Source organism: Rhizobium sp. AC44/96, from assembly GCF_001692185.1.
GTDB lineage: Bacteria > Pseudomonadota > Alphaproteobacteria > Rhizobiales > Rhizobiaceae > Rhizobium.
On sequence record NZ_LXKO01000001.1, the window covers coordinates 18,484 to 32,378 of the forward strand.

Genomic DNA, 13,895 nt, shown 5'->3' on the forward strand with positions numbered 1-13,895 from the left:
CCCCTAGAGTGCAGTGTGCGCCAGTCCCATCGGAGCAAGTATCCTGCTCCTCCCCGCTCGGCTGAGGACACTTACCTTTGCACGCGTTGTCGCGCGCACAGGGATAGCGACACTACTCTCGGAAACACCCTCCGAAGCGCTACTTGTCCTCGTTGTCCAAAACCCGCTTTTTCAGCGTCTCCCTGCGTTTTCCCTGGGACACGACCTTGCGCCCGACCTGAGCCGGCTCGAAGCCAGCCCGGGAGAGCGCCTCGCCAAACGTTTCGTTGTCATCGACCGTATCTCTCAACCTCCCAAGATCGCGGGGTTTGGCCGTCTCGTCCTTACCACCGCGTGGCATGTCCGCCCCCTCTCAAACAGTAGCTAACGAGTGAACGATCTTTCGCCTAGAGCTGGCGGTGCGGCGGGCGAGCGGCTGGGGGCGCGTAGCCCGGGATGAGCAGGCGGTCGCCTCCAGCAAGAGATGCGTGTCACCTCACACGGCCTTCGGGAAGTTCATTGTCGCCGCCTCGTACGTTCGCGCGCCTCCCGCAATCCTTCAACGAGACGTTCCAGCCTCCGGATCGAACCACCCGTCCAAAAGCTCGCCAAGGCGTCCAACTCGAATCCTTCAAGGGGAGTCGCCCAGCGCGGATCGTGACCCGTCTCGATGTACAGCCGCTGCAGGATTCGCGGAGCGATCAGTGGTAAATGATCGGTTCCTGGAATGGGAAAACTAAGGATTCGGCACCTGTCCCGCAAAGCCGCCGGAATCGGCTCCAGCGAGTTCGCCGTCATCAGCCAAGACACGTGCGACAGATCGCAGTGGGCCTGAAGGTAGGGATCATGCCAGCGGCGCGATGTCTCAGGTTCGAACAGTCCGATCAGCACGTCGTGCACGTTCCCATTGCGCCGGCCTGTACCGATCTTCTCAATCTCATCGAGAATGACGACTGTTCCGGCGCATTCGTGTCGACACACGGCCATGACCGCAAGGCTAGGCTCGCCCGACGACCATCTCCGGGCCGTTCCGCCGATGGCGCTATCGCTCAAGCCTCCACAAGAAATAAGTTCATAGGGCGCGCCAAGTTCCTCCGTCAATCTTCTTGCGAAACGTGTCTTGCCACTTCCGGGTGCTCCGAGCAGGATGATCGGCCTCAGGTGCACATTTGGCCGACCACTAAGGCCCTCAAGCACAGCGTCAACAACCGTCACCGCATAGGGGAATTCTGCGATCAGTCGTCCACGAACAAGGGGGAGCTCGGGCATACGGCGCAGTGGCAACGGGCGTTGTTTGAACTTCGCAAATTCCTTCGCCACTCTCTTTCCATCGACCGTCGTGTCATTACCGATGCCGCGGATAATGACCACCCCATCAGTCGCTCGCGTTTCGTGCCCTGGTGGCTCTTCCTCCCACGTTTCTACCGCAAGGCCTATCGGTGACGAATCCTTAACTTCCGGTTCATCGACCATTGATGACGTGATCAAATTTTTAAAGTGCAGTTCGTAGGCCTGAACTTCCGGCTCGAACCACTTCGCTGACCTCTGAACAGAGAGGCCGGCTCGTCGGCGCCAGTCGAGTACATGGGATTGTGCCGCCCAACCAAGCGAACGCCAAAGCAGGTCTCGGCTCTCCGCAGGAGATCGATCCCCCGAAGCGAGATGCGCGATTTCACCGGAAATTAGAGCTGTTGCTTGGCCGTCCCCAAAGAACGCCCGATAGAACCGGCATCGCAGGCGGCACTCTTCGACGGGTAAACCTTGGGTATCTTCGATGAGATCGAGAGCAGCCTCCACGGCAAGCACGCTGTCCTCACTCGGCTCTACGGTTAACTCATCCAGGCTGGTGGCGAGCAGTGCAAGCCCAGTCCGCTTGCGCTTTTTAACTCGACCTGCCAGTCGGCCGGAATATTCGCGGATGTCTTCAGCCAAGTCCTCGCGGAAGAACGCCATCCCTCGGAGCAGTTCCTCCGCGGTCGGCAAATGCAACCCGGCAATTGCCGCCTTTTGCCGGCGTTGAAAATGGCGGTCTAGTGATGGCGGTTTATCTGTCACGGGACACCCTCTCGAACCCGGTCGAGCACTGCGAAGCAGTTGCTGTGCTGCATGGAACTGTCGTGCGGTGTAACGTCCGATCGCGAGAAGGTTCCTTGCGGGTAATCTCTCCCGGATCGACGTCGCCGGTGTTGGAAATGATCGAAAACTGAGGGCTGTCGGTTGTCCCGTTCATACTCGTCCAGTTCCGGCCGGATGCCCAAGGCGATACCAACGGTTGACCGTACGCGCGATGCCGGCCTCTGTGTCCATATACATAAGCTGACTCGTCATGATCTCACGACCGTCGCCCAGAGAAGGATGGCCGAAGACGTACCCGGAGAGGCAGGCGATCCTGCGCGAATACATTTGGTGAGCTTCGAGGATGGGAGCGATGTGAAGGGCGAGTGTCCCGACCGATCCAGCTTCAACCGCACGTAGATCAGCGGAAAGCCTCTGCGCATCTTCCGCGCTTAAGTACGTGAACTTCATCGGAACCACCTCTTCCTGCGATTCGTGGCCTTAACAGGCCGTGAGTGACTATCGATTCCATCGCTATTATTAGCGATATATTCGCGTTTTTTTGCGATTCTCTCGCTATTGTCAACATTTATTTGCGAAGCGAAGCTTTTGGTGACACCAAGGCGGTATGAGGCCGCCGTCACGAATCCTTGCCGTCGCACGACTTATGCTTGGGCAAACTCAGTCCGAGGTGGCGGAGCATTCCGGTATAAGTCCTCGCACGATCTATATGATCGAAAAGGGTTCCGCCGGCATCGCGAGCGTCGAAAAGCTAGTTCGCCACTACGGGAAATGCGGCGTCGCGTTTCTTCAGCCGATTGGGGCAGAAGGATGGGGTATCCGAGCAAGCTTTGTGGTCGGATCTTATGATGATGAGCGGCCTGAGTAACTGACACTGCTGAGACCTCGAGTCTCAAAGCCCCTTCCTCCGGTCGGGGTCCAGAGCGGCTTCGCCGGAAATGACGGCCTGTCGGCCGACTTCTTTAGTCAATTTGACGACAAGACCTCGTCCGCTGCGAAGTAGGCTCCGCTCCTCGGCCTTGTCTTCTAAGCGGAATGCGTGCTGTTCGATCGCCTACGGGCGATCGGCACGCATACTTTATTTAAATGGGGAGTTGACCGTCGGCCTCTTCCTATCCTTTAACCGAATTCGCCGCACTCCTGCATACAAAATCACAAACGTGGCATTTGGTCGCATTTCGACCTACCGATCGCGCTCGGCCTGATGGCGGCACTTGGGGCGATCCCGGCCGACGCACTCGCCGGCTACGTCGTCATCGGTGAACTTAATCTCGATGGCACGATTGCCCCTGTGGCCGGGGCGCTGCCGGCAGCCATCGGCGCCAACGCCATCGGCAAGGGGCTGATCTGCCCGGCCGAAAGCGGTCCGGAAGCGGCATGGGCAGGCGCCGATATCGATATTCTGGCGCCGCGCAGCCTAATTGCGCTCGCCAATCATTTTCGCGGCACGCAAGTCCTGTCGCGCCCGGAACCATCGATCCGGACGAATGCAGCCAATCTGCCCGACCTCGCCGATATCAAGGGTCAGGAGAGCGCCAAGCGCGCGCTGGAAGTCGCAGCCGCCGGCGGACATAACCTATTGATGGTCGGCCCGCCCGGCTCCGGCAAGTCGATGCTGGCCGCCCGCCTGCCGTCGATCCTGCCGCCGCTATCGGCCGCGGAACTTCTTGAGGTATCGATGGTGCATTCGATCGCTGGCCAGCTGTCGGGCGGCAAGCTCTCCGATCGCCGGCCGTTTCGCACGCCGCATCATTCGGCGACGATGGCGGCGCTGGTCGGCGGCGGATTTCGTGCAAGGCCGGGGGAGGCGTCGCTGGCGCATCACGGCGTGCTGTTCCTCGATGAGTTTCCGGAGTTCTCGCCACAGGTGCTCGATGCTCTGCGCCAACCGCTCGAAAGCGGCGAGTGCATCATTGCGCGGGCCAATCACCGGGTCTCCTATCCCGCCAGCATCCAGCTCGTTGCCGCCATGAACCCCTGCCGCTGCGGTATGGCGGGCGAGCCCGGGCACAGCTGCGCCCGCGGTCCGCGCTGCATGTCCGATTATCAGGCCCGGATTTCCGGTCCGCTGATGGACCGCATCGATATTCGCATCGACGTTCCGGCCGTTTCCGCCGTCGATCTTCTTCGACCGATGCCGGCGGAGAAGAGCGCCGACGTCGCGCGTCGCGTTGCTCGTGCGCGGGATATCCAGCGCGATAGGTTTGCCGCCGCCGGGTCTTCCGACACCGGCACCAATGCACGCTGCTCGACGGCGATGATCGAGACTTATGCGGCTCCCGATCCAGGCGGGCTGCAATTGCTTCGTGATGCCGCCGAGCGAATGAAGTTCTCGGCGCGTGGCTATCACCGTGTTCTCAAGGTGGCGCGAACGCTGGCCGATCTCGACGGTCAGGAGACGGTTGGCCGGATCCATCTGGCGGAGGCCATCTCCTATCGCATGGCCGGCGAGCGGCTGACGGCGGTGGCCTGACAACGCAAAAGGGGCACCGAAGTGCCCCTTGACTGAAGAGAAATGACGGCAGCCTAGCCGCCGAGGCCCTCGAACAGCGCCGTCGAAAGGTAGCGCTCGGCAAAGGACGGGATGATCACGACGATGTTCTTGCCGGCATTTTCGTCACGGCTGCCTACCTTGATGGCGGCCGTCAACGCAGCACCGGAGGAGATGCCGACCGGTACACCCTCAAGCCTTGCGACATGCCGGGCCGTCTCAAGCGCTTCGGCACTGCTGACGGTGACGATCTCGTCGTAGATGTGTGTATCGAGGATCGCGGGTGCGAACCCGGCGCCAATGCCCTGTATCTTGTGAGGACCCGGCTGGCCGCCCGAAAGAACTGGCGATTCCGCCGGCTCGACGGCGATCACCTTGACGCTCGGCTTCTTGGACTTCAGGACCTGGCCGGCGCCGGTGATCGTGCCGCCCGTGCCGATGCCGGAAACCAGGATATCGACCGTGCCGTCGGTATCGTTCCAGATTTCCTCGGCCGTCGTCTTGCGGTGAATTTCCGGGTTGGCAGGATTTTCGAACTGCTGCGGGATGATGGCGTCCGGCAGTGTCGCGGCCAGTTCCTCGGCCTTGGCGATCGCGCCCTTCATGCCCTTCGGACCTTCGGTCAGCACCAGCTCGGCGCCGAGCAGCGCCAGCATCTTGCGACGCTCGATCGACATCGTTTCCGGCATGGTGAGGATCAGCTTGTAGCCCTTGGCGGCTGCCGCGAAGGCAAGGGCGATGCCGGTGTTGCCGGAGGTCGGCTCGATCAGCGTCGTCTTGCCGGGAGAAATCTTGCCTTGCGCCTCCAGCGACTCGATCATCGCGACGCCGATGCGGTCCTTGACCGAGGCGATCGGATTGAAGAATTCAAGCTTCGCCAGCAGGTTCGCCTTGACGCCCTTCTCCTTGGCCAGTTTGTCGAGCCTGACGATCGGCGTATCGCCGATGGTATCGGTAATTGACGCGTAAATGCGGCCACGGCCCGGTTTCTTCGACATGATCAACTCCCGTTATGAACTGTGTCCTGACAATAGGGTCAAAGCGGGGTGGAGACCAGAGCGGCTTCATCCACGCAGCATTGGCTTCAGAGAAAATATCCTTTGAAAACCAAGCTTTGCCGTACGAAATTTTTCAGGCAGCGCGTGTGGCTATGAAGGCTGCAGTGCCCGCCAGAATGCTGGCCGCCACCCGGTTCAACAGCTGCAGCGCGCGCGGCTGCTTCAGTAGCGTGCGAGCGTGCGAGGCAAGCATCATGTAGGGTATCAGCACCACCAGAAGAACCGCTGACGTCGTCACCAGCAGGATCCCGTATTCGCGAAGTCCGATACTGTTGATGTCGATGAGTGTCGGCACGAGGGCGACGTAGAAGAGCATGGTCTTCGGATTGCCGAGCGTCACGAGTAGACCCGACAGGAAGCTCATTCCGATGCTGCTGGATTTCTTGGCGGTGATGTTCTGCGGCAGCAGGCCAGCTGTCCATAGCTTGTAGGCGATATAGCCGAGGTAGAGCGCGCCCGCGATCTTGATGACGATGAAGACCTCGGTGAAGGTCTGCGCCACGAAGGCAAGCCCGAGGATAACAGCCGTCAGGTAAGTCATGTCGCCGAGCACGAGACCGAGACCCATAAAGAAGGTTTCGCGAAAGTTCGAACCGAGCGCACGGGCGACAATGGCCGTGATGCCCGGTCCCGGAATGACGGCTGCGATGAACAGTGCCGCGGCGTAGGCGAAGAGGGCGGTAATCGACATGCTGGCCTCCAACTTTGTCGCCTTCTACGCTCGTCCTCGCCGCGTTTCAAGCGCCGCGGGGGCGGTCGCGCTATTGACGCGAGCCCGCCCGCTTCTAGATCTCAGACGGTGGCGGGCTGCCCACCTTGGCTCGCCCGCCGCGTCAAGAATTCGTTCTGGCACCTCGCAACCGATCGCCTATCTGGCGAAGGAGAAGTTTGATGAGTCCCACTGCAGTCGAAAAGCGCAGAATGGCGCCACTTGCCACCCCAACGGACCTCAAGGGCAACGCCATTCAGGACATTTCCGGTGCCCTGGCCGCGCTGCTTGCCGATGTCTTTGCGCTCTACATGAAGACCAAGAATTTCCACTGGCACATGTCGGGCCCGCATTTCCGCGATTACCATCTGCTGCTTGACGAGCAGAGCGAGCAGATTTTCGCAATGACGGACGCCGTTGCCGAGCGCGCCCGCAAGATCGGCGGCACCACGTTGCGCTCGATCGGCCATATCGGACGGCTGCAGCGGATCAACGACAATGATGCGGACTATGTGACGCCGGAAGACATGCTGGCCGAACTGCGCGACGATAACAAGCAGCTCATTTCGCTGCTGCGCGAGACCCACGATGTCTGCTCCGAGCACAATGACGTTGCCACCACGAGCCTCCTCGAGAACTGGATCGATGAGGCCGAGCGCCGCCATTGGTTCCTGTTCGAAATGACGCGGCAGGCCAAGTAACAGTCAGCTTGCGCGGGCGCCCAGCAATCGCATGGGCGTCCAGCCGAGGTTCATGCCCGCAGCCGCAAGCAGGATGATTGCCGCGCCGGCGATCTGCAGCGGCTGCAGCGCGTGACCGAAGGCCAGCCGATCGACGAGGATGGCCGCGATCGGATAGATGAAGGAAAGCGCGCCGGTGAGATGGATCGGCAGCTTCTGGATGGCCCCATAAAGCAGCACATACATCAGCCCTGTATGAACGACACCCATCGTGGCGAGGAGCAGCCACGTCTGCGCGTTCGCCGGTTGGCTGGAGAAGTCGGTCATCGGCAGCAGCATGACGACGCCCGTGGCAACCTGGATCAAGGCAATGAGATGCGGCGGCGTTCCCTTGAGCCACTTGGCCGCAAGAGCCGCGAGCGCGTAGAAGAAGGCGGCGGCAAGCGCCATGGCAATGCCGAGCGCATAGCCGTTGTCCGTTCCTTCGATGTTCGGCTTGGCTTCAACGATGGCGATCATGCCGGCGAAGGCAAGCGTAAGCCAGAACAGCTTCGTGGCGGTTATCTTTTCCCCGAGGAACATCGCGCCTAGGCCAAGCAGCATGAATGGCTGGGTGTTGTAGACGGTCGTTGCGACCGAAATCGATGCGTGCTTGTAGGAGGCGAACAGCAGCAGCCAGTTGAGGACGATGGCAACCCCACCGAAAACCGCGATTGCGAAGGATCGCAGGCTGAGCATGCCCGGCCGCAACAGACCCATCGCGGCGCAGATGACAAGCAGGCTGACGGCGCCGAACAGGCAGCGCCAGAAAACGACGCTGCTCACGGGCTGACCGGAGACAACCACGAACCACCCGATCGTCCCTGAAATCAGCATGGCCGCGGTCATTTGCACCGTGCCGCTGCGGATATCCTTCTGCATTGTTGCCTCCATTGCCAGGAAGCAAATCATATTGTCGCAGGTCGCCGCATTATATAGGGTTGATGAGGTCCGATTTGGCTTTGACCTAATATCGTTAGGAGTTCTGCGATTTTGCCTAACAATGACCTCGATGCCATCGACCAGAGGATTCTCGATGCCCTTGCCGGTAACGCCCGGATGTCGCTGAAAGAACTGGCCCAGGCCGCCGGCCTTTCGTCGCCGAGCGCGGCAGAGCGTCTGCGCCGTCTCGAAGAGCGCGGCGTGATCGCCGCCTTCACGATCGATATCGATGCGGCCGCCGTCGGCTATCCGCTGCAGGCAATCATTCGCGTGCGCCCGCTTCCTGGCCAATTGCATGTCGTGGAGCGGATCATTCAGGAAACGCCGGAATTCGTGGAGTGTGACAAGGTGACGGGCGACGATTGCTTCATCGCCCGGCTTGTCGTGCGCTCCATGGCCCAGCTGGACACGATCTTGGACAGGGTGGCCGAGAAGGCCGAGACCAGCACCTCGATGGTCAAGGCGTCGCCGGTCAAGCGTCGTCTGCCGCCGTTGTCAGGCGTCTAGAAATCAGCCATCGGCGAGAGCATGGCGGGCATGTCGAGCGCTATCGGCGTGGAGGATCGGATCATGAAGCACGTTGCGCCATCCAGCGGCTTCGGCTCGCCGGTCCAGCCGAGCTTGTCCGGCCGGAACAGCACCTCGGCAACCGCGGGCTGAAGATCCAGCCCGCCGAGAATGGCAGAGAGCGAGGGGATGGCGGCTGCCACGACATCCAACAGAATGAAGCGCTCGGCTCCATCCGCCTTCCAGGCGACAACGGCGTTGTGGTCATCGAGCCAGCTTAGCTGAACGTCCGGATCGAATTGCGTGTTGATCAGGAACATGGCCGCGCTCTGGCAAACGGCGAGACTATCCGATACTGGCGTGCGCGCCCTCAGAGCATCTTGCAGCAGGCGAAGGTCGGCAGCCTCCCACGGATCAAGACGTCGCGCCGGCGCAGTCCTTGGCGCTGGCACGGGTGCAGGCCCAGTGAAGCTGTGAAGCGGCAGAGAACGAAAGCCGTAGGGCTCGTAAAGCGCGGGCTTGTCCGTGTAGAGGACGATCGCCTCGAAGCCCTTTGCTTCGCACCATTCAAGCGCCTTCAGGGTGACATCGCGATAGAGGCCACGTCCGCGCCAGGGCGGCCGAACGGCGCCGGATTGGAAAGCGGCAGCCCGCACCAAGCGGCCATTGATCATCGTCGGCATCGAAAACGCTGCGAGGTTGGCGGCAAGCGTGCCATCCGCGTCGAACCACCCGAACGGCATGCAGGACGGATCTGGCCCACCAAGCCGCTGAAGCGGATCGATATCGATGCCGAACGTATCCTGAAGCAGTGCAACGAATGCCGACCACGCGGTATCGACGGCAAAATAGTCCTGCCGGAAGGTGAGGCCCGAACTGTCGGCCGTCTTTTCCATCACACGCCGGTGGAGCCGAAACCGCCAGCGCCACGCGCCGTCGTGCTGGCCTCGGTGATTTCGGCGACGCGCGCCTGCGTCACCGGCGCGATCACCATCTGGGCGATGCGCATGCCGCGCGTGATCTCGAACGGCTCCTCGCCAAGATTGATAAGCAGCACCTTCACTTCGCCGCGATAATCGCTGTCGATCGTGCCGGGTGTGTTGAGGCAGGTGATGCCGTTCTTGAAGGCAAGGCCGGAGCGTGGGCGGATCTGGCCTTCGAAGCCCTCGGGGATCTCGAAGATCAGCCCGGTCGGCACCAGCGCCCGCTTGCCCGGCGCAAGCACCATCGGCGCACCGTCGTCTACGGCAGCGCGCAGGTCCATGCCGGCCGCCCCCTTGGTTTCATAGGCGGGCAGCTCGATGCCCTCGCCATGGGCAAGACGCAGGAGATTGAGGGTCGGGCGGGTATCTGTGTGAATGGTCATGCGCCATTACTTTGCGCCCGCAAGGCCAAGGTCAATTGCAAAGCGGCGCCTAAATCGCTAGATACGCCGCAACTCCACAGGATTCATAGCATGGCCGAAAGTCTCGCCGAGGCGGTTTCCCGCCGCCGCACATTCGCTATTATCGCCCACCCGGACGCGGGCAAGACGACGCTGACCGAAAAGCTGCTGCTGTTCGGCGGCGCCATTCAGCTCGCCGGCGAAGTCAAGGCGAAGAAGGATCGCATCCAGACCCGGTCGGACTGGATGAAGATCGAGCGCGAGCGCGGTATCTCGGTCGTCACCTCGGTGATGACCTTCGAGTACGAAGGCAATGTCTTCAACATTCTCGACACACCAGGCCACGAAGACTTCGCCGACGACACCTACCGCACGCTGACGGCTGTCGATGCCGCCGTCATGGTCATCGACGCCGCCAAGGGTATCGAGCCCAGAACGCTCAAGCTCTTCGAAGTCTGCCGCATGCGCGACATCCCGATCATCACCTTTATCAACAAGATGGACCGCGAAAGCCGCGATCCCTTCGAGATCCTGGATGAGGTCGAGGAAAAGCTGGCGCTGGACACCGCCCCGGTCACCTGGCCGATCGGCCGCTCCAAGACCTTCTGCGGCTCCTATCACCTGGCCGACAACACGGTGCGCGGCTCCGATACGGAAGTGACACCCACCAAGGTCAACGGCCCGCAGGCCGTCGCCGACCGTCTGCCGGAAAACGAGCGCTCGGCCTTCGTCGACGAGACGGAACTGGCGATCGAAGCCTGCCGCCCCTTCGACCGCAAGGCCTTCCTCGAAGGCCACCTGACGCCTGTTTTCTTCGGCTCGGCGTTGCGCAATTTCGGCGTCCGCGATCTCATCAACGCGCTCGGCGAGTTCGCGCCGCCGCCGCGTGACCAGGTCGCCGATATCAGAACCGTGCATGCCGCCGAAGACAAGATGACGGCCTTCGTCTTCAAGATCCAGGCCAACATGGACCCCAACCACCGCGACCGCATCGCCTTTGCCCGCATCTGCTCAGGCAAGCTGGAGCGCGGCATGAAGGCAAGGCTTGCCCGCACCGGCAAGCAGCTCGGCCTCACGGCACCGCAGTTCTTCTTCGCCTCGCAGCGCCAGCTGGCCGATACCGCCTTTGCCGGCGACGTCGTCGGCATCCCGAACCACGGAACGCTCAGAATCGGCGATACGCTGACGGAAGGCGAGGCGCTGGTGTTCCAGGGCGTGCCGAACTTCTCGCCGGAAATCCTGCGCCGCGTGCGCCTGGAAGACGCGATGAAGGCGAAGAAGCTCAAGGAAGCGCTGCAGCAGATGGCCGAGGAGGGCGTCGTGCAGCTCTTCTCGCCGGAAGATGGTTCGCCGGCTATCGTCGGCGTCGTCGGCGCCCTGCAGCTCGATGTCTTGAAGGAGCGCCTGTCGGCCGAATACACGCTGCCGGTCTCGTTTGAGATGTCGCGCTTCTCCGTCTGCCGCTGGATCTCCTCGGACCAGCCGGCCGAGCTCGACAAGTTCCTCAACGTCAAGCGCGGCGACATCGCCCGCGACCTCGACGGCGACCCGGTCTTCCTGGCGCAGGACAGCTTCTCGCTGCGCTACGAATCCGAACGCTTCCCGGCCATCAAGATGGTGGCCATCAAGGAATATCACGTCGCCAAGGCGGCGTGATGTTTCATCGGCTATAACGCCATGCCATACTGCCTCCCGTTAACGGGAGCGCAGGATGGTCAGGGAAAACGAAATCCGGGAAAACGAAGTGGCGGTCGATGCTCCGCCGCCGACGGATGCCGGCCTGGTCTTCATCGGCCGCATCCTGACACCCTGGACCTCGCGCATGGAGACGCCGCGCCAGGGGCGCCATGACGGGCCGATCTGCCGGATCGAGATCTTCGAGCCCTGGACGCAGGCGCTGCAGGGCGTCGAGGCCTTCGAGCGGCTGGAAATCCTATACTGGCTGGATCGCTCGCGCCGCGACCTCGTGCTGCAGAGTCCGGCCAATTCGGGCAAGGTGCACGGCACCTTCTCGCTCCGCTCCCCCGTCCGCCCCAATCCGATCGGCACGTCGATCGTCAAGCTGGAGGCGGTGGAAGGGTCGACGCTTCTGGTGCGCGGCATGGATTGCCTCGATGGCACGCCGTTGCTCGACCTGAAGCCGGATCGCACGCTCTTCAAGCCGATCGCACCGCCGCAGCCTGGCGATTTCCAGACGGGCGACGACGGCACGACCCATTATTGCCAGAAGGCATGATCAGTCGACGGCGACCATCACGTCGGACGCCTTGACCACCGCGTAGGCGTCGGAGCCGACGGTCAACCCGAGCTCCTTGACCGCCTCGTTGGTGATCGACGACGTCACGATCGAGCCGCCGCCGATGTCGATACGCACATGCGCCGTCGTGGCGCCGAGCGTGATCTCGACGACCTTGCCCTTGAGGCGGTTGCGGGCGCTGATTTTCATGAGATATCTCCTTGTTTCGATGGCGGAACTTAGCGATTCGCCACCAAAACGGCAATCTCACTCGCCGCGCGGATAGCGCTGGTTTTCTTCCAGCACGTTCAAGTCCATATGGTTGCGCATGTAGCGTTCCGAAGCGCGCTGCAGCGGCTGGTAGTCCCAGGGGTAATAGGCGCCGTTGCGCAGCGCCTCGTAGACCACCCAGCGCCGCGCCTGGCTTTCGCGCACGGCGGCATCGAAGCTTGCAAGGTTCCAGCGCTTTTCCGCCTGCGCCGTCAGATGCGCCAGCGTCTCAGCATAGGCGGGATCGGTGGCGAGGTTCTTCAGTTCCTTGGGGTCGGCGTCGAGGTCGAACAGCATCGGCGCGTCAGCGTCACAGAGCGTCAGCTTGAACTTGCCGTCACGAAGGCCGACCAGCGGCGCGATCGAGCCCTCGGCCGCATATTCCATCGGCACCGGCCCGCGTCCGCCGGTCCCGGTGGCAAGCGGCGTCAGATCCTCGCCGTCGGTCCAGGGCTTGAGCTTGGTGATGTCGATCCCGGCAAGCGACGCCAGCGTCGGCGTCACGTCGAGCGTCGAGACCGGCTGGCTGATGAGCTTCGGTTCCCAGCCAGGTGCGGCAATTGCCAGCGGTACCCGCGCGGAACCGTCGAAGAAGCACATCTTGAACCAGAGGCCACGCTCGCCCAGCATGTCGCCATGGTCGGAGACGAAGAGGATGACGGTATCCTCGGCCATGCGCCCGCGCTCGAGAACGTCGACGAGCTCGCCGACCTTCTCGTCGATGTAGGAGATATTGGCGAAATAGCCGCGGCGTGCGTTGCGCACCTGCTCGCGGGTAATCTCGAAGGCGTCGTAGTCGCAGGCCTTCAAGAGCCGCTGCGAATGCTGGTCCTGCTCCTCGAACGGGATCGTGCCGACTTGCGGGTCGAGATGAGGACAATCCTCGTAGAGATCCCAGAACTTGCGGCGCGCAACATAGGGGTCGTGCGGATGCGTGAAGCTGACCGTCAGGCACCAGGGGCGATCGTCCTGCCGGCGCGAGAGGTCGTAGAGCTTGCGGGTCGCGTTGTAGGCGACCTCGTCGTCATATTCCATCTGGTTGGTGATTTCGGCCACGCCCGCGCCCGTCACCGAGCCGAGATTGTGGTACCACCAGTCGATGCGCTCGCCGGGCTTGGTGTAATCGGGCGTCCAGCCGAAATCGGCCGGATAAATGTCGGTCGTCAGCCGCTCCTCGAAGCCGTGCAGCTGGTCGGGACCGACGAAGTGCATCTTGCCCGAAAGCGCGGTGTGATAGCCGGCCGCGCGCAGGTGATGTGCGAAGGTCGGGATATCGGACGCGAATTCGGCGGCGTTGTCGTAGACGCGGGTGCGGCTTGGAAGCTGCCCGGACATGAAGGAAGCCCGCGCCGGCGCGCAGAGCGGGCTTGCAGTATAGGTGTTGGCAAAGCGCACGGAGCGCTTCGCCAGGGCTTTCAGATGCGGCGCGTGAAGAAACTCGGCCGGCCCGTCGGGAAACAGCGTCCCGTTATACTGGTCGACCATCAGGATGAGAAAATTCGGGCGCGCCATGCTGTTCTAGTG

At 62.0% G+C, this 13,895-nt stretch carries 15 protein-coding genes and 1 pseudogene; 6 read left to right on the top strand and 10 right to left on the bottom strand.

Translation table 11 applies throughout. From position 1 onward, the window contains the following. Positions 1-139: 139 nt before the first annotated feature. From A6U87_RS00050 to A6U87_RS00060, 3 genes are all read right to left on the bottom strand, one after another. A complete protein-coding gene (locus tag A6U87_RS00050) occupies positions 140-340 on the bottom strand; it encodes a hypothetical protein (protein ID WP_065689214.1) in 201 nt (66 codons plus the stop codon). A gap of 155 nt (positions 341-495) precedes the next feature. Continuing rightward, complete coding sequence (locus tag A6U87_RS29055; protein WP_141683890.1) at positions 496-2,034, bottom strand: AAA family ATPase; 1,539 nt, start codon at positions 2,032-2,034, stop codon at positions 496-498. A gap of 171 nt (positions 2,035-2,205) precedes the next feature. Further along, on the bottom strand, positions 2,206-2,505 hold the full coding sequence (locus A6U87_RS00060) for a DUF6634 family protein (RefSeq protein ID WP_065689215.1): 300 nt from the start codon (positions 2,503-2,505) through the stop codon (positions 2,206-2,208). A 196-nt stretch (positions 2,506-2,701) separates the two neighbouring features. Here A6U87_RS00060 and A6U87_RS30665 point away from each other — a divergent pair, with 196 nt between their 5' ends. Next, a complete protein-coding gene (locus tag A6U87_RS30665) occupies positions 2,702-2,923 on the top strand; it encodes a helix-turn-helix domain-containing protein (protein ID WP_369327240.1) in 222 nt (73 codons plus the stop codon). A gap of 303 nt (positions 2,924-3,226) precedes the next feature. Beyond that, positions 3,227-4,528, top strand: a pseudogene (locus A6U87_RS00070) (YifB family Mg chelatase-like AAA ATPase); the annotation flags it as partial. Between the two features lie 53 nt (positions 4,529-4,581). On the opposite strand, the gene cysK reads toward A6U87_RS00070, so the two are convergent. Both cysK and A6U87_RS00080 read right to left on the bottom strand, forming a co-directional pair. Then, a complete protein-coding gene (gene cysK / locus A6U87_RS00075; RefSeq protein WP_065689216.1) occupies positions 4,582-5,544 on the bottom strand; it encodes a cysteine synthase A in 963 nt (320 codons plus the stop codon). A gap of 133 nt (positions 5,545-5,677) precedes the next feature. After that, positions 5,678-6,295 carry a LysE family translocator gene (locus A6U87_RS00080; protein ID WP_065689217.1) on the bottom strand — a complete coding sequence of 206 codons (618 nt, stop codon included), beginning with the start codon at positions 6,293-6,295 and terminating at the stop codon, positions 5,678-5,680. A 200-nt stretch (positions 6,296-6,495) separates the two neighbouring features. Between A6U87_RS00080 and A6U87_RS00085 the strand changes: the two genes are divergently transcribed. Next, a complete protein-coding gene (locus A6U87_RS00085) occupies positions 6,496-7,014 on the top strand; it encodes a Dps family protein (protein WP_065689218.1) in 519 nt (172 codons plus the stop codon). A 3-nt stretch (positions 7,015-7,017) separates the two neighbouring features. On the opposite strand, the gene A6U87_RS00090 is transcribed toward A6U87_RS00085, so the two are convergent. Then, entirely contained in the window at positions 7,018-7,914 is an 897-nt protein-coding gene (locus A6U87_RS00090) for a DMT family transporter (protein WP_065689219.1), read from the bottom strand. Positions 7,915-8,025: 111 nt separating this feature from the next. Between A6U87_RS00090 and A6U87_RS00095 the strand changes: the two genes are divergently transcribed. Continuing rightward, the gene (locus A6U87_RS00095) at positions 8,026-8,481 is read left to right on the top strand and encodes an Lrp/AsnC family transcriptional regulator (RefSeq protein WP_065689220.1); all 456 of its coding nucleotides are present in this window, start codon (positions 8,026-8,028) and stop codon (positions 8,479-8,481) included. Here the strand turns inward: A6U87_RS00095 and A6U87_RS00100 are convergent. Together A6U87_RS00100 and dut are read right to left on the bottom strand one after the other, a co-directional pair. Continuing rightward, positions 8,478-9,377 (bottom strand): GNAT family N-acetyltransferase, encoded by a 900-nt coding sequence (locus tag A6U87_RS00100; protein WP_065689221.1) that lies wholly within the window; start codon positions 9,375-9,377, stop codon positions 8,478-8,480. The genes A6U87_RS00095 and A6U87_RS00100 overlap by 4 nt on opposite strands. After that, positions 9,377-9,847: a dUTP diphosphatase gene (gene dut, locus A6U87_RS00105; RefSeq protein ID WP_065689222.1), complete on the bottom strand. Its 471-nt coding sequence runs from the start codon at positions 9,845-9,847 to the stop codon at positions 9,377-9,379. Before dut ends, A6U87_RS00100 begins: the two co-directional genes overlap by 1 nt. Positions 9,848-9,937: 90 nt before the next feature. Between dut and A6U87_RS00110 the strand changes: the two genes are divergently transcribed. Beyond that, entirely contained in the window at positions 9,938-11,521 is a 1,584-nt protein-coding gene (locus A6U87_RS00110) for a peptide chain release factor 3 (RefSeq protein WP_065689223.1), read from the top strand. A gap of 55 nt (positions 11,522-11,576) precedes the next feature. Continuing rightward, positions 11,577-12,101, top strand: a complete 525-nt coding sequence (gene tsaA / locus A6U87_RS00115) for a tRNA (N6-threonylcarbamoyladenosine(37)-N6)-methyltransferase TrmO (protein WP_065689224.1) — start codon at positions 11,577-11,579, stop codon at positions 12,099-12,101. On the opposite strand, the gene A6U87_RS00120 is transcribed toward tsaA, so the two are convergent. Together A6U87_RS00120 and betC are read right to left on the bottom strand one after the other, a co-directional pair. After that, a complete protein-coding gene (locus A6U87_RS00120; protein WP_018898137.1) occupies positions 12,102-12,311 on the bottom strand; it encodes a molybdopterin-binding protein in 210 nt (69 codons plus the stop codon). 57 nt (positions 12,312-12,368) lie between these two features. Next, positions 12,369-13,883, bottom strand: a complete 1,515-nt coding sequence (betC, locus tag A6U87_RS00125; protein ID WP_065689225.1) for a choline-sulfatase — start codon at positions 13,881-13,883, stop codon at positions 12,369-12,371. Positions 13,884-13,895 lie beyond the last annotated feature (12 nt).